General features: G+C 70.9%; 15 protein-coding genes. 8 read left to right on the forward strand and 7 right to left on the reverse strand.

The annotated features are described in order from the left end of the window. The first annotated feature begins 54 nt into the window (after positions 1–54). Together O7542_RS17320 and O7542_RS17325 are read left to right on the forward strand one after the other, a co-directional pair. Positions 55–1,164 carry a sigma-E factor regulatory protein RseB domain-containing protein gene (locus O7542_RS17320; protein WP_069089431.1) on the forward strand — a complete coding sequence of 370 codons (1,110 nt, stop codon included), beginning with the start codon at positions 55–57 and terminating at the stop codon, positions 1,162–1,164. A 241-nt stretch (positions 1,165–1,405) separates the two neighbouring features. Then, positions 1,406–3,625 (forward strand): AAA family ATPase, encoded by a 2,220-nt coding sequence (locus O7542_RS17325; protein ID WP_231915546.1) that lies wholly within the window; start codon positions 1,406–1,408, stop codon positions 3,623–3,625. A 497-nt stretch (positions 3,626–4,122) separates the two neighbouring features. Here the strand turns inward: O7542_RS17325 and O7542_RS17330 are convergent, their stop codons facing one another. Further along, complete coding sequence (locus tag O7542_RS17330; protein WP_043325539.1) at positions 4,123–4,545, reverse strand: hypothetical protein; 423 nt, start codon at positions 4,543–4,545, stop codon at positions 4,123–4,125. Positions 4,546–4,829: 284 nt separating this feature from the next. On the opposite strand from O7542_RS17330, the gene O7542_RS17335 reads away from it, so the two are divergent. Beyond that, positions 4,830–5,204, forward strand: coding sequence for a hypothetical protein (locus tag O7542_RS17335; RefSeq protein WP_043325541.1), 375 nt, complete (start codon positions 4,830–4,832; stop codon positions 5,202–5,204). Between the two features lie 61 nt (positions 5,205–5,265). On the opposite strand, the gene O7542_RS17340 is transcribed toward O7542_RS17335, so the two are convergent. The 3 genes from O7542_RS17340 to O7542_RS17350 form a co-directional block, all read right to left on the reverse strand. Then, positions 5,266–6,258: a sporulation protein gene (locus tag O7542_RS17340; protein ID WP_064447217.1), complete on the reverse strand. Its 993-nt coding sequence runs from the start codon at positions 6,256–6,258 to the stop codon at positions 5,266–5,268. A 117-nt stretch (positions 6,259–6,375) separates the two neighbouring features. Then, positions 6,376–8,184: a response regulator gene (locus tag O7542_RS17345; RefSeq protein ID WP_210887240.1), complete on the reverse strand. Its 1,809-nt coding sequence runs from the start codon at positions 8,182–8,184 to the stop codon at positions 6,376–6,378. After that, entirely contained in the window at positions 8,181–12,335 is a 4,155-nt protein-coding gene (locus O7542_RS17350; RefSeq protein WP_281604893.1) for a hypothetical protein, read from the reverse strand. The genes O7542_RS17345 and O7542_RS17350 overlap by 4 nt, the downstream gene beginning before the upstream one ends. Positions 12,336–13,007: 672 nt before the next feature. Here O7542_RS17350 and O7542_RS17355 point away from each other — a divergent pair. Continuing rightward, positions 13,008–13,580, forward strand: a complete 573-nt coding sequence (locus O7542_RS17355) for a hypothetical protein (RefSeq protein WP_210887246.1) — start codon at positions 13,008–13,010, stop codon at positions 13,578–13,580. 18 nt (positions 13,581–13,598) lie between these two features. Here the strand turns inward: O7542_RS17355 and O7542_RS17360 are convergent, their stop codons facing one another. Both O7542_RS17360 and O7542_RS17365 read right to left on the reverse strand, forming a co-directional pair. Next, positions 13,599–14,375, reverse strand: coding sequence for a DeoR/GlpR family DNA-binding transcription regulator (locus O7542_RS17360; RefSeq protein WP_030501763.1), 777 nt, complete (start codon positions 14,373–14,375; stop codon positions 13,599–13,601). Positions 14,376–14,410: 35 nt separating this feature from the next. Then, positions 14,411–16,420: a beta-galactosidase gene (locus O7542_RS17365; RefSeq protein WP_281604894.1), complete on the reverse strand. Its 2,010-nt coding sequence runs from the start codon at positions 16,418–16,420 to the stop codon at positions 14,411–14,413. A gap of 278 nt (positions 16,421–16,698) precedes the next feature. Between O7542_RS17365 and O7542_RS17370 the strand changes: the two genes are divergently transcribed. The 4 genes from O7542_RS17370 to O7542_RS17385 are packed head-to-tail and all read left to right on the forward strand — an operon-like array spanning position 16,699 to position 22,118. Next, complete coding sequence (locus O7542_RS17370) at positions 16,699–18,030, forward strand: ABC transporter substrate-binding protein (protein WP_043325545.1); 1,332 nt, start codon at positions 16,699–16,701, stop codon at positions 18,028–18,030. 22 nt (positions 18,031–18,052) lie between these two features. After that, on the forward strand, positions 18,053–19,012 hold the full coding sequence (locus tag O7542_RS17375; protein ID WP_281604895.1) for a sugar ABC transporter permease: 960 nt from the start codon (positions 18,053–18,055) through the stop codon (positions 19,010–19,012). Then, on the forward strand, positions 19,009–19,890 hold the full coding sequence (locus O7542_RS17380; protein WP_013284905.1) for a carbohydrate ABC transporter permease: 882 nt from the start codon (positions 19,009–19,011) through the stop codon (positions 19,888–19,890). Before O7542_RS17375 ends, O7542_RS17380 begins: the two co-directional genes overlap by 4 nt. Then, positions 19,887–22,118: an alpha-galactosidase gene (locus O7542_RS17385; RefSeq protein WP_281604896.1), complete on the forward strand. Its 2,232-nt coding sequence runs from the start codon at positions 19,887–19,889 to the stop codon at positions 22,116–22,118. The genes O7542_RS17380 and O7542_RS17385 overlap by 4 nt, the downstream gene beginning before the upstream one ends. Before the next feature lie 87 nt (positions 22,119–22,205). On the opposite strand, the gene O7542_RS17390 is transcribed toward O7542_RS17385, so the two are convergent. Continuing rightward, complete coding sequence (locus O7542_RS17390) at positions 22,206–23,594, reverse strand: cellulase family glycosylhydrolase (protein WP_281604897.1); 1,389 nt, start codon at positions 23,592–23,594, stop codon at positions 22,206–22,208. Between the last annotated feature and the right edge of the window lie 68 nt (positions 23,595–23,662).

A 23,662-nucleotide genomic window follows, 5' to 3' on the forward strand; every position in this document is an offset into this window, starting at 1 on the left:
CTCAGCGTGGTCACAGCGACGCTCGCGCAGCATGGTGCGCAGGAGGTGCACACTATGTCCGTGATGAAGAACCGCGCCGTGCTGCGCTGGCTGGTCCCGGTGACCGCGGGGGTCGCCGTGATCGGCGGTGGCGCCGCCGTCGGCACGTTCGCCGCCGGCGCCGACCCGGCGCTGCCGCCGCGCAGCGCCGCCCAGCTCCTGGAAGACCTGCGCACGTCCCGCCTGGACGGGCTCTCTGGCACCGTGGTGCAGCGCGCCGACCTCGGCCTGCCGCCGATCGCCGCGCTCGCCGGCCGGGCCGCCGGCAACGACCTGGCCGGCCTGGTCTCCGGTACGCACACGCTGCGCGTCTGGTACGGCGGCGAGGACCGGCAGCGGCTCGCGCTGGTCGACACGCTCGGCGAGCAGGACATCCTGCGCAACGGCCGCGACGTGTGGACCTGGAACAGCCGGGAGAACACCGCCACGCACCGGCTGCTGCCGGCCGACGCGCCGGACCGGGCCACCGTGCCGGCCACCCCGGCCGACGCCGCGGACCGGGCGCTGGAGGCGATCGACCCGACCACCGCGGTCACCGTCGGCCGCACCGCCACAGTGGCCGGGCGGGACGCGTACGAGCTGGTGCTCACGCCGCGCGACAAGGCGTCCCTGGTCCACCAGGTCCGGATCGCGCTGGACGCGAAGGAGCACGTGCCGCTGCGTCTGCAGGTGCTCGCCGACGGGCAGGACGAGCCCGCGTTCCAGGTGGCGTTCACCCAGGTCGACTTCCGCACGCCGGAGGCCGACCAGTTCCGGTTCAACCCGCCGCCCGGCGTGAAGGTCACCGAGGCGACCGAGGGCGAGCGGCCCGGACCGGCGGGTAAGCGGTTCGATCGCAAGGACGCCGAGAAGCCGGACGTGCGTACCGTCGGCACCGGCTGGACCACCGTGGTGGTCGCCAAGATCGGCGACGCGGCGACCGGCGACGGCGCGAAGCCCGGCGCGGACGCGCCGGACGCCCAGATGCTCACGCAGGTGCTCGGTGACCTGCCGAAGGTCAGCGGCGACTGGGGCAGCGGCCGGCTGCTCAGCGGCAAGCTGTTCAGCGTGCTGCTGACCGACGACGGCCGGGTGATCGCCGGTCTGGTCACGCCGGAGCGGCTCTACCAGGCGGCCAAGGGCTGAGAATCGCCGCGCCCGGGGCCCGGTCGGCTGACGTCGACCGGGCCCCGAGTCGTGTCCGGGCTTGGTCGGGTGGCGGCCGACGCGCTATCTTTCTCAGTTCAGGCACAAAAAAGGAATGGCTTCTGAATGCCATTCCTGCGGCAATTTTAGTCAATGAGGAGCCGGATTGTCAACGCACTCCGACGTGTCGGCTGACCTGCGCCAGGACGACGAGATCGGCCGGGAGCAGGAATACGTCTCGATGCTGTACGACCGGCTGGACGGCATGCGGGAACAGGCCGCCCGGCGGCTCGACGAGGAGTTGCGTCACACCGGCGGCACGCAGCAGGCCCGCTCCCAGCGCGACTCGACCGTGGCGATGTACGCCGACCAGGTCGAGCAGTTCTCCGCGGTGGAGAGCGGCCTGTGCTTCGGCCGCCTCGACGGCGACGACGGCGCGGTCCGCTACATCGGCCGGATCGGGATCTTCGACTCCTCCGGCGACTACGACCCGCTGCTGATGGACTGGCGCGCCCCCGCCGCCCGGCCGTTCTACCTGGCCACCGCCGCCAACCCGCAGGGCGTACGCCGCCGTCGGCACCTGCGTACCCGCGACCGGAAGGTGACCGGGCTCAACGACGAGGTGCTGGACATCACCGCCGCCTCCCCCACCGCGCACGAGGAGCTGACCGGCGAGGCGTCACTGCTCGCCGCGCTCAACGCCGGGCGGACCGGCCGGATGCGCGACATCGTCGAGACCATCCAGGCCGAGCAGGACCGGATCATCCGCGCCGACCTGCCCGGCGTGATGGTGGTGCAGGGCGGCCCCGGCACCGGCAAGACCGCGGTGGCGCTGCACCGCGCCGCGTACCTGCTCTACACGCACCGCCAGCAGCTCTCCACCCGCGGCGTGCTGCTGGTCGGCCCGAACGCCACGTTCCTGCGCTACATCTCCCAGGTGCTGCCCACGCTGGCCGAGACCGGCGTGCTGCTGCGTACCCAGGCAGACCTGTTCCCCGGCGTGCACGCGCGCCGCGCGGAACCCGCCACCACCGCGGCGCTGAAAGGCCGCGCGGTGCTGGCCGACGTGCTCGCCGCGGCGGTCCGCGACCGGCAGTGGGTGCCCGACGAGCCGGTCACCATCGAACTGCCGCAGCGGGAGGTGCTGACGCTCGACCCGGACACCGTGCGGCAGGCCCGCGACCGGGTACGCCGCACCGGCCGCCCGCACAACCTGGCCCGCGCCCTGTTCGACGTGGAGATCGTGCACGCGCTCGCCGACCAGGTGGCCGAGCGGATCGGCGCCGACCCGCTCGGCGGGGAGAACCTGCTCTCCGAGGCCGACCGCGCGGAGATCCGCCGCGAGCTGCGCGAGGAGCCGGAGATCCGCGCGGCGCTGGACGAGCTGTGGCCGGTGCTCACCCCGCAACGCCTGCTCGCCGACCTGTACGCCTCGCCGGAGCGGATCGCCACCGCCGCGCCGATGCTCACCGAGGACGAGCGGGCCGCGCTGCACCGCGAGCCGGGCGGCTGGACGCCCGCCGACGTACCGCTGCTGGACGAGGCCGCCGAACTGCTCGGCGAGGACGAACGCGCCGCCGTCGCCCGGCGGGAGCGGATCCGGGCGCTGGAACGCGAGTACGCCGAGGGTGTGCTGGAGATCTGGCGCGGCTCCCGCTCCATCGACGTCGAGGACGAGGCAGACGGCGGCGAGATCCTCGGCGTCACCGACCTGATCGACGCCGACCGGCTCTCCGAACGGCAGGAGGAGTCCGACCGGCTCACCACCGCCCAGCGCGCCGCCGCCGACCGGACGTGGGCGTTCGGGCACGTCATCGTGGACGAGGCGCAGGAGCTGTCGCCGATGGCGTGGCGGCTGCTGATGCGCCGCTGCCCCAGCCGGTCCATGACGATCGTCGGCGACGTGGCGCAGACCGGCGCGCTCGCCGGCACGCCGTCGTGGGGCGAGGCGCTGGCGCCGTACGTGGCGGACCGGTGGCGGCTGGAGGAGCTCACGGTCAGCTACCGCACCCCGGCCGAGATCATGGCGGTCGCCGCCGACGTGCTCGCCGAGATCGACCCGGCGCTGCGGCCACCCCGCTCGGTACGCGCCACCGGCGTACCGCCGTGGGACCGGACCGTGCCGGCGGACCGCCTCGTGGTCGAACTGGTCGAGGCGACCGCCCGGGAGGCCGCGTCGCTCGGCGACGGGCGGCTCGGCGTGCTGGTGCCCACCGGGCGGGTGGACGAGCTGGGCGGCGCGGTGGTGGCGGCGCTGCCGGAGGCGACGGTGGGCGAACAGCCGGAGCTGGCGAACCGGGTGGTGGTGCTGACCACCGAGCAGGCCAAGGGCCTGGAGTTCGACTCGGTGCTGGTGGTCGACCCGGCCCGCATCGTGTCCGAGTCCCCGAGGGGCCACAGTGACCTCTACGTGGCCCTGACAAGAGCCACCCAGCGCCTGGGCATCCTCCGCACCCCCTGACCGCCTCCGCCTCCGCCCCGTTGATCATGAAGTTGGCGGCCTTGTCGATCTCCAAGTCGGCCGCCAACTTCATGATCGACCGGGCTGAGCACGTGCTGCCCCATGTCCCGCCGTGCCCACTCTCGCCCCTCGCCCCGCTCGGCGATCATGGAGTTGCGGCCCCGAAAAACGCCATCAAACGGACATTTTTCGGGTCGGAAGTGCAAGATCGGCGAGTGCGGGCTTGGGGGCGGCGGACGGGGGCGTGTGTCCGGGTGGCCTGTTCGCGCCAGTTCGCCGGAGTGGCGGTCACGCGCACCAGATCGGGGAAGTTGCTGCATCACACCCGCCCCGACCACACCACCCCGCCGAACTGGCGACCCTCGCACCAGAACGGGGAAGTTGCTACATCATGGCCGCGCTGACCACGCCACTTCGGCGAAGTGGCGCAGTCAAGACGCGGGTGCGCGAGGGCGGGGGTGGCCGGAGGCCACCCCCGCCCTCGCGTACTGCCTCGGTCAGCCCGGATTAGGGCGATTGTTGGTGAAGTTGCCCACCTGCGCGCCGGTGGCCGAATTGTCGCTCGTGGAGCCACCGGCCGGGGTGCTCAGGCCACCCGTACCCGCGTCCCCGGTCGTCGTCGGGGCCACCTTGCCCGGGTGCTTCTCGGGCTGCCGGGCCAACCGGCGCACACTGGCCGGGCCGGCCGTGCCACCGGTCGTGGTCACCGCGCCCTGACCCCGGGTCGGTCCGCCGTCGCGCAGCACCGTCGGGTCGACGGGTACGTCCGCCGGGTCGTCCGGGTCGAGTTCCTGCCGCATCCGTTCCACGTCGGTCTGCGGCACGGTGATCTCGTCCAGCGCGCCGTCGCCGTACACGCCGCCGGCGACCCGCTGCTCGGCCCGCCGGGCGGCGTCCTGCCGCATGTCGTCCTCACGCACGTCAACCACCTCGCAGCTCTCGGGGTATCGGTGTTGCGTGCCCGAGGGTGGGTGGCTGAAACCGGAACCGGCGGCGGGAGGACCGGCGTGCGCCCTCGTGTCCGGTTCCGGCTGCAAGGCCGAGCGTGGTGGCCATTCGACGGCGACCGGCGGTTACCTTGTCTCCGGCCTCGGGTAGACCCAGGGTGCCCCCGCCACAGAGCGCGAACCGCGCCGTGGCCGACCTGCGGTAGCGGGGCGAGGGTGTGCAGGTTAACGACTCATCAAATCCTGAGGAGGACCAGATGAGCACGCAGGCTGCATCCACCAGGCCGATGAACCGGCCGATGTCCGACGTCCAGAACCGGTCGAGCATGCAGGACACGTCGACCCGGCACATGCCGTCGATGCACGACGGTCACCGGGAGAACATGCCGTCCCCGGGTACGGAGACGAAGCAGGCGTTCCTGACCACCGAGTTCTGGGTGTACGCCGCAGCGGTCGCGCTCGTGGTGATCGCCGCGTTCTGGAAGGGCACCACCGCCAACGGCCTGAACATCAACAACCCGAACCAGGCCTGGTGGTACCTGACCGCGCTGACCGGCGCGTACCTGGTCAGCCGTGGCCTGTCGAAGGCGGGCAGCGCGCGCCGCTCCGGCAAGGAGCGCCGCGGACGTTGATCCGACGCCGCGCGAACGGCGACGCCCCCGGGATCCGTCCCGGGGGCGTCGTCGCGTCTGCTCACTCCTCGCCGAAGTCCCCGAAGTCGTCACCGCCGCCGTCGAAGGCGTCGTCGAGCATCTCGCCGGCGATCATGCCGCCGGCGACGCCGAGCGCGGCGCCCGCGATGACGCCGCCCATGCCCGGGCCGCGCCGCCCGTGGCCGGCGTAGCCGTGGTGACCCGGGTAGCCGTGGCCGCCGTGGTGCGGCATGCCGAAGCCCTGGGCGCGCATGCTGCCGTAGCGGCCGGTGGTCTCCCGCAGCCAGCCGTCGACGACCTGCACCCAGTCGGTACGGGCGGCGTCGGTGTGCGGGACCGAGTAGCGGCCGATCACGTCGTGCCCGGGGCTGAGGAAGCCGCCCCGCTTGTCGCACTCCAGGATCACCTCGACGCCCTGCGGGCTGGTCACGAACGTCAGCTCGACCTCGTTGACCGTCTGCGCGTACTGCGGCGCGGCGAAGAACTCGATCTCCTGGTAGAACGGCAGCGTCTGCGGCACGCCGTAGATGTGGCCCCGCTCCAGGTCGGCGTGCTTGAACCGGAAACCGAGCGCCTGGAACGCCTCCAGGATGCGCTCGTGGACCGGCAGCGGGTGCACGGACACCTGGTCCAGGTCGGACTTGTCGACGGCGCGGGCCACCGCCAGCTCGGTACGCAGGCCCATGGTCATGCCGTGCAGCCGCTGGCCGTAGACGTCGGTGATCGGGGTCTCCCACGGCACCGGCATCTGGAACGGGATCGACAGCTGCTGCTTCGGCGCCAGATCGAACGCGCCGCTGACGGGCAGCCGGTGGAACTCCATGACGCCCGCGTACTCGTGGTTGCCGCTCTCGATCTCGACGCGGGTGACCAGGCCGAGGTTGATCTGCTCGATCCGCGCCGGGCTGTCGCCACCGACCAGGTTGACGTGACCGTCCAGGGTCAGCCCGGGCCGGGTGTTCGGGTTGGTGAGCACCGTGTCGACGCTCGGACCGCCCACGCCGAACGCGCTCAACATCTTCTTGAAGACCATCGGTCACTCCCGCTGAACTGCATTCCGACATGGACCGTCGGACGCTTCGTCAGGGCACCCTAAATGCCGCGACTGAGAAGTGGCTGTGAGGGGCACCCGGTCGGAATGGCACGTCGATCAGGACCGTGGGGGTGGTGCGTCCGTTCCCTGCTCGACCCCGGACCCGCCTGCTCTCGGCCGGGGCACTGTGGCGTCTGGCTCGGTCGCCGCGCAGGCGGGCGGCGGCCCGGCGGCGGTCCGGCCGGCGTAGTCGATCCGGCGGAAGGCGTCCGCCGCGTAGGTCAGCTGCCGCACCGCGGCGCTCAGCGCCGCCACCGCCCGCGGAGCGGGCAGCCCGGCCCGGGTGCCCTGGCGGATCAGCTCCTTGGCCAACGCGGCGTGCCACTGCCAGTGCCACTGTTCACTGGTCATCTGCAGCTTCTCCGCGTTGACGTATGTCGGCAGGTTGTCGACCACGTGACCGATGAAGGCGTCGACCGAATCTTCCGGCGGAATTTGGCGCCCGGACCTGGCGGTCCGGCACAGGCCGGCAACGTATGCCGACACTTCGACCGTGTCCGCCCAGTCCAGCGAGGCCACCCCCGCCCGCCGCACGGAGAGGACGAGGTCCACCGCCAGCCGGGCCGCGTCGGTGGCCCAGTGGTGCGGCCCGTACATGGAGGCGTCAACCAGCACGGGCCGGTTGTCCGGCGCCGGATACACGAGCACGTTGGTGGAGTGCAGGTCGCCGAAGGCGTCGATGTAGGTCGTCGTCCCTTCGGGACGTAGCCCGCCGGGCAGGAGCCCGTGGTTGACGAAGGTGGTGAGGACGTCGCAGGCCGCCGACTCGCCGGGCACCTCGCCCGCCTCCGCCCGCACCGTCGCCAAAATGTCGCCGTACAGGGTCAGCGTGTCGAGCACCCGCAGGCGCAGGACCGGCGTCGCCGCCAGCCATTCGTCGAACGGTCTCGTCTCTCGCTGCCCGGGGGCGAACAACTTGATCAGCTGAGAGCCGAAGAGGATACGGGCGACGTGTCCCGCCTCTTCCGCGGTGGCGTCGTCCAGCCAGTCGGCCAGGGTCTGCGCGCCGGTCGCCAGCCGGGCGGCGATGGCGTGATAGCCGGACTCCTGGTGGCTGCGGATCTGACCGGAGAAGCCGACCAGGTCACCGGCGCCGAGCAGATGCAACGCCTTCTTGTTGGCGGCGAGCTCGAACTCGAGCGCGCGCCGGTCGAGGCCGATCTTCAGGACGTACGAGGTGGTGGCCAACCCCTCCTGGTGGTCGACCCGGCACACGTACGCGCCGGACCGCCCAGGCGCCAGGTAGCCGACGGCGAGCGCCGTGGCGCCGGGCCGGTAGTCGGGGGCGAGGCAGTCCAGGGCCAGACTGCGCACGATGTCCTTGCCGATGGCCACCGAGTCCGCTCCCGGCGGATTCGGGCTGCCGACCTGGTGCAGAGTCGATTCCAACGCAAGATCGTCGTCGGTGAAGGTGACCTTCAGTCCTTCGAAGTCGCGTTTGCGGGCCACATGCAGGCGCACCTTGTTCGCCAGGTCGCGGAAGGTCATGCCGCCCTGGCGGCCCATGTTGAGGATGGACCGGATGACCGCCTCGTCCGCGCCGGCTCTGATCGCCTCCTCTCGGAAGTTCGGATAGTGGTTTCCGAGACCGGTGATGACGAGGACGTAGGTGTCCGCGCCCCGCGCCCGCAGCGCCTCCACCACGGCGATGCCGTTCTGCTGCCCCTCACCCAGGCCGTAGTCGACGATGGCGAACTCGAACGCGGGCTCGTCCCGGATCTTCTTCCGGGCGGAGGTCGCGTCCGAGGCGACTGTCCAGCTGACCCTCATCCCGATCTCCTCGAACTCCAGGTTCATGGAGTCGCGGATGACGGGCGTGTTGCCGGCTTCGTCGTCGACCAGCAGCCCTCGGATCTCCAACGTCATGTCGACAGCCTCCACCGCTCGAACGTGACCTCGACACAGAACGTCGCCCACTCCGCCGGGGGATCGACCGGCTGGATCCGCCCGCCGAAGGCGGCGAGTTCGTCCTTGAGAGCACTCAGGCCGCGTCCCCCGCCCCGACGCGACGGCCGGCTGCCGTCGTTGCGGACCGACACGGTCACGAACCGGGGATCCCGGATCTCGACGGCGACCTCGATACGCTGTTCGCTGCCTTCGACCCGGTGCACCTTGGCGGCGTTCATGTGAATGTGCGTGAACACGTCCTTGACGAGCCGCCGGGTGCAGAAGACCTGGAGGAGCCGTTCGCCGTCCGGAAGCAGCACCTGATGGTCGGGGAAGGTGCCGCGCAGGACCCGTACGAGATCGGTCGGGCACCGGTCGACCACCTGATGGATGCCGGCGCCGGTGGCCGGAAGGAAGAAGTCGTGCCACCACTGCAGGTCGCGGAGCAGTTGGTCGACGTCGTGCGGCGCCCGTCCGACGCTGGCCCTCGCCCGATCCACCAGAGCGTCCAGCTGCACTGTGGTCTCGTCCACCGCGCTGCGCCCGAACGCGGTGTTGACCACCTCCGCGAAGCGGTCCGCGTCGTCCCGGCTTAGTCCCGCCGCGGTGTCACGGGTCAACAGCGCGTTGCGCAGCAGGTAGATGTTCGGCAGCACGTCGAGGTTGAGGAAGTTGCTGCAGATCGCCCAGTCCTCCCGGACGCCGTCGAGATCCTCGGGCAGGCGTCCCCGGCCGACCAGCGTGACGTTCTGGATGACGCGCCACATCGCGTTCTCATAGTCGTGGTCGGCCACCGAGCGCCTGTTGCCCCGCAGCGCGGCCCAGGCGGTCTGCGGGTCGGCCGGCTCGGGGGCGACGATGCGCTGCCCGTGTGACAGGACGTAGCGCACCAGGTTGGGCGTCAGCACTGACGGCCTTTCGGCGCGGTCCGAGCCGTACCCGCGCAGTTCGTCCTCCAGCCGTACGAGTCGCTGCACGATCGGATTGATCACCAGATCCCGGGAGTACCGGTTCGGCGACCGGACGGCGGCCACGAGGCGAAGCGCCTCGAGCATCACCTGCAGGACGACGGGCTCGTCGTAGCGGTTGTCGTGCAGGATCCGGCTGAGCTGGTCGGCGAACGTGATCACCGAGACCTTGGCCAGGAGGATCACCGCCTGCACCCGCAGCATCGCGTCGTCCGATCGCGCGGAGTCGCTGGTCAGCAGCGAGAGCGCCAGTTCGGCGATGGTGTCCCTGCACTCCGGGAACCACAGCGGCGCCGAACCCAGCCAGTGGGCCTCGGCGACCAGGAGGCGGATCAGCGCGTCCCTGACCACCGTCTCCACGCGGGCCGCCTCCAGCTTGACGGTGACCGCACGGCGCTGGAGGGTGTCCACGTTCGCCTCGCGCAGCTCGAATCGCCAGCGCAGGTACTCGGTGCAGTCCCGGGGTCCCACGTGGGCGCCGAAGAGGTCGGTGGCCTGCTCCTCGAACGCGGACCGCTTGGAACGCGGCTCCAGCAGCCGCAGCAGCCAGTTCCGGTGCGCTTCCAGCCGGACCGGGATCGGCACCAGCATGGCGAGTTCGTCGTAGGTCCGGCGCAACGAGCAGATGTCGCACGACCAGCGCCCCAGACCGCTCATCGCCGTCCGGGCCACGTAGTGCAGGGCGACCGGGACTCGCTCCCGCCGGGATCCGCCCCGCGCGCGGGAGATGCTGCTGGGCTGGTGCAGCACCAGCGCGTCGTCGTGCGGCAGGCCGTTGAGCAGCAGGAATCCGCTGATCGCCGAGATGCCCTCACTCGTGGCGATGCGCTGAAGGTGACCAATCGTGCGGGTACTGCCCGCGCCGGCGTCGATGATCACCGCATGCTGCGCCCCGGCGGGTAGCTTGACCGTGCCCGGATACCACCACCGCTCGCCGAGCGGGGCCCGGGGAACGCCCAGCATCGCCACGACGGGAACGCCCGCCCGGGTCAGCGCGTCGGCGACGATCCCGGCGACCTGCGGCAGGTCGTCGACCGTACCCTCAGGGTAGAGGACGCACACCGGCGCGGGGGCCGCGGCGCCGCCGAAGGCCACCCGATCCATGTCCTTGACCCGCCGGGTGATGTGCCTGTTCACCATCTCGGCCCAGTCCCGCTGCCGGAACAGGCGGGTGGGGTCCACGTACGCCGTGTAGTGCCGCTCGGCCGGACGTTCGATGTGACCGAGCCGGGCGGCGTTGGCCCGCTCCATGGCGCAGACGTACGTGTCCTGGTCGACCAGCGCCCGGGGCATGACGCGGTGACCGGTGGTGGGCCGGCGCAGCACCGGGTCGATCGGGTCCGGCGTACGCGGAGGCGGGTCCGCCACCCTCATGTCCACCTGCGCCAGGCTGATCATGGGCATCCGGCGGTTGAGGAAGAGAACCCCGCCCGGCTCCCCCGGGTCCTCGTGCGCGCCGGTGTCGACGGCGACAGCGGCGGCGACGGGCACCATGTCGCGGTCGACGACCTCCAGCAGCGCGTGCTTGAGGGTCCGTCGGCTGGACGCGAGGTCGGTTATCAGCAACACCCGGGGCGCGCCCTCCGTGCCTCGGCGGGCTCGCTCCAGCCGTACGTCCTCCAGGGAGTTGAGGTATCGGTCGTGGCCGGTGAACGAGCGGGCGAACGCCGCGACCATCGCGTGGGGCGCGTTGCCGACCCGTACCACGAGCGGCGCGGTCTTCCGGTCGAAGCGGCCGATGCGGTCCTCCATCAGGGCGGCGAGCGCGTAGCCGGCCAGGCCGCCGAGATCCAGCCCCGCGAGGACGCGCCCGAGGTCGCACCAGCGGTTCGTCACCCTGAGGTTCGGGGTCAGGAACACGCCCTGGACCACACCGTCGGTGGTGGCGTCCTGGATGGCGGTACGCAGCTCCTGGCCGACGTAGTTCGCCAGGGCGCTCATCGCGTCCTGCGGCTTGATCCGCAGGCGGAGCACGTCGTGCTCGGCGTGCAGGGCACCGGTCCGGTTCTGCAGCTCGCGGATCGCGGGCAACACGTCGGCCGGGCTCCCGCCGTCCGCCAGGTCGTGCAGGTGCACGGGCCGCTGCGCGCCCGACAGGCGGCGGAGAATCTGCCGACCGGTCTCGCTGCCGCCCACCCAAAAGTGCCGGTTGTCCGGCCCGAGCACCAGGATCGGTGACCGCCGGTCGGCCGGGACGTCGACCGCCCGGGGACCGCAGCCGGCGTTGAGGAACTCCACGGCGACGGACATCATCTGCCGATTGACGCCGGGAAAGGCCAGGACCACCACGCCGAGGTCGTCCTGGGTGTTCGCCACCGTCAGGACCTGGGCGATCGCGGCGCCGATGTCGACATCGTCGGGCGGCACGTCGCCGTCCGGGGTGGTGATGGCGATGACCAGGCCGCTGGTGGCGGTGGGCCGACGGCTCAACTCCCGCCGCACGCTCTGTAGATCGGCGCCGGTGAGCCCGCGGCGGCGGCGCAGCGACGCGATCACGCAGTGCAGGTCAGGACGACCGTCCTCGCGACCGGTGGTTCGCGGCGGGGTCGCCACCTCCTCCGCGCCGAGCCGGCGGTCGTCCGGTTGCAGCAGCACCGCGCACTCGACGAGCGTGCCGGCGATGGCGGCGGCCTGACTGCGAGCCGAGTCCTGGTGGCTCGGCTGGTTCCCGAACGTCCGGGTGACCACCTGACCGCCCGACGCGATCAGCAGGCCGCCCTGGTAACCGCGGGCGAGGCGGGCGACCTTCCATAGTCCCCGGGCGTGGTGATCAATCGATCCGTTCGGTGTCCGCGCAGGTTGCCGGCGGTCCAGCGTGGTCAGGATGGCCCGCTGCACGGTCGCCGGACCGGGATCGGAGCCGACCACGAGTTCACCGACCATGCCGACGCCGGCGTCCGCGACGACCAGTCGCACCAGCGGGCTCGGAACCGCGGCAGCCCTGGTCACCAGATCCCCCAGGCTCTCGTCGAGGTCCCCGCCACGGTCCTGGTAGGTCTCCGGAGGCACGATCACGCCACCCAGGAGAATCTGCGGCTGGTCCAGGCCGTCGGCCACCAACTCGGAATGCTCGGCCGCATTCTCCAGCAGTTCGGCGATGATTCCGGTGCCGAAGGCCGCCGCTTGTTCCTCGGAAAGGCCCAGGTCTTTGAGGTCGCCCACCCAGCGCGATGCTGCATCCGACTCGGTCAAGCCGCGGGCGCCCTCGACCGCCACCCAGCGATAGGGCAGGATACGCCGACGCCGTTTCGGCAGTTGCCCGAGTTCATCCCCCTCCGCAGGCTGTGAACTGTCGGTGATGGGGAGGAGCCGGGCATCACGCGACGAATCGAATTCGACCCGGCCGCGCAATTCGGTGAAGGCGGCCTGGAATCCGGTCTGCTCCAGGTACAGCTGGCAGTTGCGCCGGGCCAGCCTCCGCAGGCCGGCTGCGGCGTCGCCGGAGGACTCGTGCGCCAGCGTGCCCGGATGGGGCGGCACAACCGAGAACTGCGCGCCCGCATTGGTCGCGGCCCGGAGGAAGATGAGCAGGTGGCCCAAGCTCACGAAATCGGCAAAACCGACTTCTGAGAGATCTACGACAATGCGCTGACCTGCGAAATTACCTGGTGAGACAGTGGCCTCGGCGAGGAAGTCGGCGTGCGCGTTCAGGGCGTTCACCCAGGACCGGGCATTGAGTCGCGTGCCAAAGTTGAGGAGAATCATGCCTCATCTCCGCTCGATCGCCCGCGTGGAGACTTTCCGCCACACTACCGGGATGAATCGAAGCGGTGACAAGTTGGTGAACGGTGCGTGGCGACCGCCGCGCGGTCACTGCGGGCGAGAGGACAAAGGGTGACCGATTCTGACGTCAACGGAGCATTGGCCGAGTACCAGTCGCTTCGCGCGGAGATAGATTCGCGGGCGAAGTTTCAGCAACAGATCCTGGCCCTTCAACTGACGTTGACGAGCGCAATCGTCGCTTTCGCCCTGTCGAGTCCGGGCCTGCTACCGGTACTGCTCATCGTGCCGCTCAGCTCATATCTACTCTGCGGGAGATATGTGGGGCAGCGGACGGCGATGCGCTGGACGACGCGGTACATCAACGAGGAACTTTCGCCCCGGATTCCGGGCGGACTCGGCTGGGCCGCCTGGTCACAGGCGAATCGGCGGCCGGACCGGGTCCTGGACTGGTTCATTCCGCTGTTGATCTGCTTTCCCGGCGCCGCCGTCCTGGCCCTGGGCTGGACGCTCCGGCCGACGTTCACCCACCCGCACCTGGCGACGGTCGTCGGCCTGGGCGCCGTCTGGGCGGTGGGACTCGTGGCCACCGGCATCTCGATCTACCTTCTCGCCGGCGTGCTTCGCAGCCGGCCAACGCCGGACGAGTCTGCTATTGATCATCCCGCCGACGGTCAGTCGGCTTAGTGACACTCGGACCGGCGTTCAGTCCGCCCGGACCACCACCAGTTCGCCGACCTGCTCGCCGAGTTGGCGTCGGGCCTCCGGCAACAGGCCGCTGTCGGTGATCAGCATGTCGGCCTCCTCCAGCGGCGCGATGGTGGCGATGCCGATCGTCTCCCACTTGGTGTGGTCGGCCAGCACCACCAGCCGCCGGGCGGAACCGATCAGCCGCCGGTTCACCGCCGCCTCCAGCAGGTTCGGCGTGGTGAACCCGGTACGCGGGCTCATCCCGTGCACGCCGAGGAAGAGCAGGTCGACGTTGAGCGCGGCTATCGCCGCCTCGGCGACCGGGCCGGTCAGCGCGTCCGACGGGGTACGGATGCCGCCGGTCAGCACGACTGTCTGATCGGCGCGGGGGTTCTGGTAGAGCGCGTCGGCCACCGGGATCGAGTTGGTGACCACAGTGATCCCGCGTACCTCGGCCAGCCGCGCGGCCAGCGCGGCGGTGGTGGTGCCGGCGGACAGCGCCACCGCCATCCCCGGCTCGACCAGGCCGGCGGCCCGCTCCACGATGGCGCGTTTCTCGGCCTGCTGGCGGACCGACTTGGCGGCGAAGCCGGGCTCCTCGGTGGAGCCGGGACCGGCGAGCGTCGCGCCGCCGTGCACCTTGTCGATCAGGCCGCGTTCGGCCAGCACCTCCAGGTCGCGGCGGATCGTCATGTCGGACACCCCGAAGCGGCTGACCAGGTGACTGACCCGGACGCCGCCACTCTGGCGGATCAACTCCAGGATGGCGCTCTGCCGTTGCTGGGCGAGCATGTGGACCTCCATCGGCGCGAACGGCAGGGTTGCGGTCAGGCGCTCACGGGCGCCGGCGCGGGCTCCTCGCGGACCACCGCCACCTCCCCCGCCGGCACCTCCAGCTCGCCGTCGCAGCGGGCGCCGCCGAGCAGCTCGACGCCGGTGACCGGCAACCGTACCGGCTCGGTGGTGTGGTTGATCAGGAAGAGCCAGCTCCGGTCCTCCGCGCGGCGGCGGACCACCTCCACCCCGGTCGGCGCGCTCACCGGCGGCCGGACGCCGGTCTCGGCCAGCAACCGGGCCACCAGCCGGTCGGTGGCCTCGTCGTCGAGCCGGGTGCCGACGTACCAGGCCGCGCCCGCGCCGACGGTGTTGCGGGTCAGCGCCGGCACGCCGGGCAGGGGCCCGTCGGCGTACTCGGCCAGCACCTCCGCGCCGTCGGCGTGCAGCCACTCGGTCCACACGTCGGCGCGGGCGCCGTCGTCGAGGCGTACCGTCTCGCCGGCCCGCAGCGGGAAGAACTCCTCGACGTGTACGCCGAGCAGGTCGCGGTACGCGCCGGGGTAGCCGCCGAGCCGGATGTGGTCGTGCTCGTCGACGATGCCGCTGAAGTAGGTGACCACAGCGGTGCCGCCGGCCTCCACGAACCGGCGCAGCGCGTCGGCGTCGGCGTCGCGGACGAGGTAGAGCGTGGGCACCACGACGAGCCGGTAGCGGGACAGGTCGGCCGAGGGGTGCACCACGTCGGCGGTGATCCCGGCCCGCCAGAGCGCGGCGTGCAGCGCGGACAACCGGTCGGTGTAGGTGACGTCGACGCTCGGGTGGGAGTCGAGTTCGGCGCCCCACCACGCCTCGTAGTCGAAGAGGATGGCCACGTCGGCGTCGACGCGGCTGCCGCGTACCTCGGCGAGCGCGCGCAGGTCGGCGCCGAGCCGGCAGACCTCGCGGAACACCTTGGTGTCCGGGCCGGCGTGCGGCACCAGCGCGGAGTGGAACTTCTCCGCGCCGGCCCGGGAGGCCCGCCACTGGAAGAACAGCACGCCGTCGGCGCCGCGCGCGACGTGGGCGAGGCTGTTGCGGCGCATCTGACCGGGTGTCTTGGCCACGTTGCGGGGCTGCCAGTTGACGGCGCTGGTGGAGTGCTCCATCAGCAGCCACGGCGCGCCGCCCGCCACGCCCCGGGTGTGGTCGGCCGCGAGCGCCAGGTTGACCTGTGGCTGCGGGTCGGCGGCGGTGAGGTAGTGGTCGTTGGCGACCACGTCCACGTCGGCGGCCCAGGAGTGGTAGTCCAGGTACTTGATGCCGGTGCCGATCATGAAGTTCGTGGTGACCGGCTGCGGGACGAGCCGGTTCAGCAGTTCCCGCTCGGCGCGCAGTTGGGCGCGCTGCTCGTCGGAGGAGAACCGCAGGAAGTCCAGCTGCTGGGTGGGGTTGGCGAACGTCGGCGCGGTACGCGGCGGGTTGATCTCGGCCCAGTCGTGGTAGCGCTGGCTCCAGAACGCGGTGCCCCAGGCGGCGTTGAGCGAGTCGAGGTCGCCGTAGCGCTCGCGCAGCCAGCCGCGGAACGCCTCGGCGCTGACGTCGCAGTAGCAGTGCACGTTGTGGCAGCCGAGTTCGTTGGAGACGTGCCAGAGCACGACGGCGGGGTGGCGCGCGTACCGCCGGGCGACCGCCTCGACCAGGGCGAGCGAGTGGTCCCGGAACACCGGCGAGCTGGGGCAGTACGCCTGCCGGCCGCCGGGCCAGAGCACCGTGCCGTCGGCGCGGCGGGGCAGCGTCTCCGGGTGCCGGTGCGCCAGCCACGGTGGCGGGCTGGCGGTGGCGGTGGCCAGGTCGACGCTGATGCCGCCGTCGTGCAGCAGGTCGATCGCCCGGTCCAGCCAGTCGAAGACGTACCGACCGGGGGTGGGCTCCAGCAGGGCCCAGGAGAAGATGCCGACCGAGACCAGATTGACCCCGGCCCGTCGCATGAGCTCGACGTCCTCGGTCCACGTCTGCTCGGGCCACTGCTCCGGGTTGTAGTCGGCGCCGTACCAGATGCCCTCGCCGTGCCAGTTCCGCATGACAGCAGAGGTTGCCCCCGAACAGCACCCAAGTCAACACTTTCCAACATCGACTGAAGTTCCAACGTTTACCGGCTCTTTGCCCTGCCTTACCACCAACGGCGTCGCCTTTTTGCCCTCTTGACAGCGCCGCGCCAAGGGGTAGCTTCAAGCGCCACCGGCTGTTTGTGTTCGGACGTGTGGATTCTCGGTGGATCTACCGCGACCGACACGACACCGCTCACCGCCAACGATCACGGTCCATGAGCGCAGCGCACCTCTTCCACGCAGGAGGCACCATGTCCCGTCCCCGCTCGCAAGCCGAATACCTCGCCCGGCTCGTACCCCCGTCCGTCGCCGGCCTGAACCGGCGCTCGCTGCTCGCCGGCGCGGCCGGCGCGGGAGCGCTGCTCGGCACCGGTCTGCTCGCCGGCTGCGGCGACTCCGACTCCGGATCCGGCGGTGACGCCAAGAGCGTCTCGGTCGGCTCCAACCAGTCGGACCCTAAGCCCAAGGACGTCGTCGCGAAGGTGATGGACGGCTTCAAGACGTCCTCTGGGGTGACCGTCAACATCAACACGGTCGACCACAACACGTTCCAGGAGAACATCAACAACTACCTGCAGGGCAAGCCGGACGACGTGTTCACCTGGTTCGCCGGCTACCGGATGCGGTTCTTCGCGGCAAAGGGCCTGGCCGGTGACCTCAGCGACGTGTGGGGCAAGCTCGACGGCTACTCCGACGCGTTCAAGAAGGCGTCCACCGGCGACGACGGCAAGCAGTACTTCGTGCCCGCGTCGTACTACCCGTGGGCCGTCTTCTACCGCAAGTCGGTGTGGCAGCAGCGCGGCTACGAGGTGCCGAAGACGCTGGACGACCTGAACACGCTCGGCGCGCAGATGAAGAAGGACGGGCTGAACCCGATCGCGTTCGCCGACAAGGACGGCTGGCCGGCGATGGGCACGTTCGACATCCTCAACCTGCGGATCAACGGCTACCAGTTCCACATCGACCTGATGGCCGGCAAGGAGGCGTGGACCTCCGACAAGGTGAAGAAGGTCTTCGACACCTGGGCCGGGCTGCTCCCCCTGCACCAGCCGGACTCGCTCGGCCGCACCTGGCAGGAGGCCGCGCAGTCGCTGCAGCAGAAGAAGAGCGGCATGTACCTGCTCGGCCTGTTCGTCGGCCAGCAGTTCAGCGGCGCCGACCTGGAGGACCTGGACTTCTTCACGTTCCCCGAGATCGACTCCACCATCGGCGCGAAGGCCCTGGACGCCCCGATCGACGGCTACATGATGGCCCGCAAGCCGAAGTCCAAGGACGCCGCGCAGAAGCTGCTGACGTACCTGGGCTCGAAGGAGGCAGCGGACATCACGGTGAAGAACGACCCGAGCACGCTCGTCGCCAACAGCGGCGCGGACACCGGTGCCTACACCGCGCTGCAGAAGAAGGCCGCCGAGCTGGTCGGCTCCGCCACCGAGATCGCCCAGTTCCTCGACCGCGACACCCGGCCGGACTTCGCCTCCACCGTGATGATCCCGGCGTTGCAGCAGTTCATCAAGGACCCGAAGGACATCGGCGGGCTGCTCACCAGCATCGAGAACCAGAAGAAGTCGATCTTCACCAGCTGACGGCGGAAGGGGGAAGGACATCATGTCCGACCTGCCCCTGATCCAAGCGGATCGCGCCGTGCCGCCGCCGGCCGCGACCACCAGCAACGGTGGTGGTCGCGGTCGCCGGCTACGGCTCCTGTCCCGCACCGACCGCGTGGTCATCACGCTCATGGTGCTGGTACCCCTGCTGCTCGTCGCCGGCCTGGTCTGGCTGCCCGCGGTGGCGACGGTGCTGCTCTCCGGCACGAACTGGGACGGCATCGGCCCGGTCTCCGAGATCGAGTGGGTCGGCCTCAAGAACTACGACGACGTGGTGAACATCTACCCGCCGTTCGTCCCCGCGGTGCAGAACAACCTGCTCTGGCTGGCCGCGCTGTTCGTGGTGGCCACCCCGTTCGGCATGTTCCTCGCCGTGCTGCTGGACAAGGAGATTCGCGGCAGCCGCTTCTACCAGACCGCGCTCTACCTGCCGGTGGTGCTGTCGCTGGCGCTCATCGGCTTCGTCTGGCAGCTCATCTACAGCCGCGACCAGGGGCTGCTCAACGGCGTGTTCGGCGGCGAGACCGACTGGTACGGCGACCCGAATGTCAACATCTGGGCCGTGCTGGTCGCGGCCGGCTGGCGGCACGTCGGCTACATCATGCTGCTCTACCTGGCCGGCCTCAAGGGCGTCGACCCGTCCCTGCGGGAGGCCGCCGCTGTCGACGGCTCCTCGGAGACCAGCACGTTCTTCCGGGTCGTCTTCCCGGTGATGCGCCCCATCAACATCATCGTGCTGGTGGTGACGGTGATCGAGTCGCTGCGCGCGTTCGACCTGGTCTGGGTCATCAACAAGGGCCGCAACGGGCTGGAGCTGATCTCCGCGCTGGTCACCCAGAACGTGGTCGGCGAGGCCAGCCGGATCGGCTTCGGCTCCGCGCTGGCGACGATCATGCTGGCCGTCTCGCTCGTCTTCATCACCATCTACCTCTGGACCGTGATGCGGGAGGACAAGCGATGACCGCCGTCTCCGCCGGCCGCCGCCGCCCCGTGCGGCCCGCCCGGGTCGTCCTGCACCTCTTCCTGGGTACGGTCGCAGTGGGCTGGCTGTTCCCGATCCTGTGGGCGGTGCTCACCTCGTTCCGCTCCTACGAGTACACCGCCGCCAACGGCTACGTGTCGCTCGGCGGCTGGACCGTCGACAACTACGTCACCGCCTGGCGCACCGCCGAGTTCGGCAAGCACTTCCTCAACTCGGCGTACATCACCGTCCCGGCGGTGCTGCTCACGCTCTTCCTCGCCTCGTGCGTGGCGTTCGTGATCGCCCGGTTCAGCTGGAAACTCAACATCGCGCTGCTCGGCCTGTTCACCGCGGCGAACCTGCTGCCGCAGCAGGCGCTGCTCATCCCGCTGTTCCGGATGTTCACCGAGATCCCGCTGCCGGCCTGGATGAGCGACTCGGAGCTGCTGTACGACAGCTACTGGGGGCTGATCCTGGTCAACGTCGCGTTCCAGTGCGGCTTCTGCGTGTTCGTGCTCAGCAACTACATGAAGGCGCTGCCGCACGAGCTGTACGAGGCAGCGATGGTCGACGGGGCGAACGTGTGGCGGCAGTACTGGCAGGTGACGATGCCGCTGTGCCGGCCGGCGCTCGCCGCGCTCGCCACGCTGGAGGTCACCTGGATCTACAACGAGTTCTTCTGGGCGACTGTGCTCATGCGTACCGGCGACAAGTTCCCGGTCACCAGCTCGCTGAACAATCTGCGCGGCGAGTTCTTCACCGACAACAACCTGGTCTCGGCCGGTTCGGTGCTGGTCGCGATCCCCACCCTGGTGATCTTCTTCCTGCTGCAGAAGCAGTTCGTCCGGGGTCTGACGCTGGGAGCCTCCAAGGGATGACGATCGTCCACCTGCGCCGCGCGCGGACCAGCCTGGTGCTCGACGCACGCGGCCCGGGACTGCCCCGGGTCGTGCACTGGGGCGCCGACCTCGGCCCGCTGCCCGACGAGGACCTGCCCGCGCTCGCCGACGCGACGGTGCCGCCGGTGGTGCCGAGCAGCTTCGACGCGCCCACTGTGCTGTCGCTGCTGCCCGAGGCGAGCGCCGGGTGGAGCGGGCGGCCCGGTCTCGCCGGTCACCGCGACGGCCGGGACTGGTCGACGGCGTTCCGCCTCACCGGCCTCGACGTGCACGACGAGCCCGCAGCGCCGCCCGATGGTGCCGCCGCCGGCGGGCCCGCGCGGTTAGGAGGGGCCCCTTTACATGCACCAGGCGTTAACAAGGGGCCCTTCCTTTCCTCCGGGCGGGTGGTGGTGCGGGCGGCGGACCCGGGCGCCGGGCTGAGCCTGACCGTCGAGATCACGTTGGACCCGGCGGGCGTGCTCACGCTGCGGCACCGGCTGCGCAACGACGGCGACGGCCGGTACGAGCTGCGGGAACTGACGCCCGTGCTGCCGGTGCCGGCGGTCGCCACCGAACTGCTCGACCTGACCGGACGGTGGTGCCGGGAACGCGCGCCGCAGCGGCACCCGTGGCCGATGGGCGCGTGGGTGCGCGAGGGGCGGCACGGCCGCACCGGCCACGACGCCACGCTGCTGCTGGTCGCGGGCACCGCCGGGTTCGGCTTCCGGCACGGCGAGGTGTGGGCGGTGCACACCGCGTGGAGCGGCGACCACGTCACCGCCGCCGAGCGCCGCCCGACAGGTGAGTCCACGCTCGGCGGCGGTGAGCTGCTGGCGCCCGGCGAAATAGTGCTCGGGCCGGGCGAGGAGTACGCCACTCCCCTGCTCTACGCGGCACACTCCACCGGCGGGCTGGACGGGCTCAGCGAGGCGCTGCACACGCACCTGCGGGCCCGCCCGTCGCACCCGCGCACACCGCGGCCGGTGACGCTGAACGTGTGGGAGGCGGTCTACTTCGACCACGACCTGGACCGGCTGCGGGCGCTCGCCGACGCGGCCGCCGAGGTCGGCGTGGAACGCTTCGTGCTCGACGACGGCTGGTTCCGGGGCCGGCGGCACGACCAGGCCGGGCTCGGCGACTGGTGGGTCGACGGCGAGGTCTGGCCGGACGGGTTGCAGCCGCTGATCGACCACGTACGCGGGCACGGCATGCAGTTCGGGCTCTGGGTGGAGCCGGAGATGGTCAACCCCGACTCCGACCTGTTCCGCGCCCACCCGGACTGGGTGCTCCAGACGCCGGGCCGGCTGCCACCGCCGTGGCGGCATCAGCAGGTGCTCGACCTGGCCAACCCGGACGCGTACGCGTACCTGCTCGAACGGCTCGACGCGGTGCTGAGCGAGCACGACGGGATCGCGTACCTGAAGTGGGACCACAACCGCGACCTCACCGAGGCCGGGCACGCCGGACGGCCCGGCGTGCATGCGCAGACCCTGGAGGTCTACCGGCTGCTGGACGAGCTGCGCGCCCGGCACCCGGGCGTCGAGATCGAGAGCTGCTCGTCCGGCGGTGCCCGGGTCGACCTGGAGATCCTGCGCCGCACCGACCGGGTGTGGGCCAGCGACTGCAACGACGCGCTGGAACGGCTGTCCATCCAGCGCTGGACCGGCCTGCTGCTGCCGCCGGAGCTGATCGGCACGCACATCGGGCCGCAGCGCTCGCACACCACGCACCGCGTGCACGACCTGGGTTTCCGGGCGGTCACCGCGCTGTTCGGCCACCACGGCATCGAGTGGGACATCACCGCGATCGACGCGACCGAGCGGGCCGAGCTCGCCGCCTGGGTGGCGCTGCACAAGCGGCTGCGCCCGCTGCTGCACGGCGGCCGGGTGGTCCGGGTCGACCACCCGGACCCGGCCGTGCAGGCCCACGGCGTGGTCGCCCACGACCGCGACCACGCGGTGTACGCGGTCAGCCGGGTCGCCACCTCGGCGGCGCAGGTGCCGGGCGCGGTGCGGCTGCCCGGGCTGGACCCGGCCCGGCGCTACCGGGTCCGTCCGCCCGCCGAGGCGCCGGAGCCGGCGATGCTGGAGCTGTCCCCGCCGGGCTGGCTGGCCTGGCCGGGCGACGGCATCACGGTGACCGGTTCGGTGCTGACCTCGGTCGGCCTGCAACTGCCGGCCCTGCACCCCGAACAGGCCCTCCTGCTGGAGGTGGTCGCGGCCTGACCCCGCGCCCCACCCCGGTGATCAAGGAGTTTGTGTCACCGCAGGCGTCCGAACGGGACACAAACTCCTTGATCACGCACTAGAGGGTCAGGCGGAGGTGCAGGTCACGGCGGGGGTGGAATTCGTGCCCTGCCAGCTGCCGATGAAGCCGAAGGTGGTGCTCGCGCCCGCGCCGAGGCGGCCGTTGTAGTCGACGTTGCGGGCGGTGTACGCCGACCCGCTGTTGCTGACGCTCGCGTTCCACGCCTGGGTGACGGACTGGCCGTTGGCGTACGTCCAGCGCACCGTCCAGCCGGTGATCGCGGCCGCTCCGGCGGTCACCTTGACCTCGCCCTGGAAGCCGCCCTGCCACGAGTTCGCGACGGTGTAGGTGGCGGTGCAGCCACCGGACGGCGGGGGCGTGGTGGGCGGCGGCGGGGTCGGGCTGACGGTCGGGCTGGTCGTCGGGCTCACGGTGGGGCTGACCGTCGGGCTGGCGGTCGGGGTGGTGCTCGCGTACACCGACGCCTCACGGGAGGTGGCGGCGATGCCGTTGGCGCCGTTGAAGATGCGCTGCCCCCAGCTGGTGAGCTGGGCCGGGTTGAACGACGTGGTCATGTCCAGGTACTCCACGCCGCCGCCGTTGCCGCTCCACGACCAGCCGAGGTAGCCGATGCCGTTGGCCTGGGCGTACGCCATGATGGCGTCCTCGTCCGGGTTGCCGTCGGAGTGGTTGAACCCGAACTCGCCGACCACGATGGGCAGCCCGGCGGTACGGAAGCGGCCCAGGTAGTCGCTGATCTCGGCGGCGGTGTCGAACACGCCGTACATGTGGATGGAGAAGACGGTGTTGCGCTGCGGATCGGCGGCGAACACGGTGCCGGCGTTGTCGCGCATGGTGAACGACCAGTCCTGGCCCCAGTTCGGCGCGTCCACCATGATCGTGTGGGTCAGGCCGGCGGCGCGCAGCCGCTTGATCGCGTTCGACGTGTCGGTGGTCCAGGCGCTGTAGCCCTGGTTGCCGAACGGCTCGTTGCCGATGTTGACGATGACGTACCTCTCCTGGCCCTTGAGCACGTCGGCGATGCTCAGCCAGTAGTCGGTGGCCTTGGCCAGCGTGGTGGCGGCGCCGTCCTCGCCGTACCCGGTGGTGTCGTGCACCTCCAGCACGCAGATCATCCGGTTGCCCTTGCACAGGGAGATCACGTTGGCCACGTCGGCGGCGCTGTTCTTCGTCCAGCGGTCGCCGCTGGACAGCACCACCCGGACGGTGTTCGCGCCGAGCGCCTTGATGTTGGCGAACGAGCTGGTCTGCTGCGGGTACCAGGTGTGCGCGTGGTTGACGCCACGCATGACGAACTCGACACCGTTGGCGTCGTAGAGACGCCCGTTGGAGACGGAGAAGCCGGTGGCGGCCTGGGCCGGCTGCCCGAGGGCGAAGACGGCGGCGAGGGCCGTCAGCAGGGCGGCGCCCGCGACGGAGAGCAGTTTCTTCATGGCTGTCCTCAGGGGAAGGATCCCCCGTGCCCGAGCGGGGGTGCGGTGACGGTGAGAGGGTGGTGGCG

The sequence above is a fragment of the Micromonospora sp. WMMC264 genome, assembly GCF_027497275.1.
In the GTDB taxonomy this organism is placed as follows: domain Bacteria; phylum Actinomycetota; class Actinomycetes; order Mycobacteriales; family Micromonosporaceae; genus Micromonospora; species Micromonospora chalcea.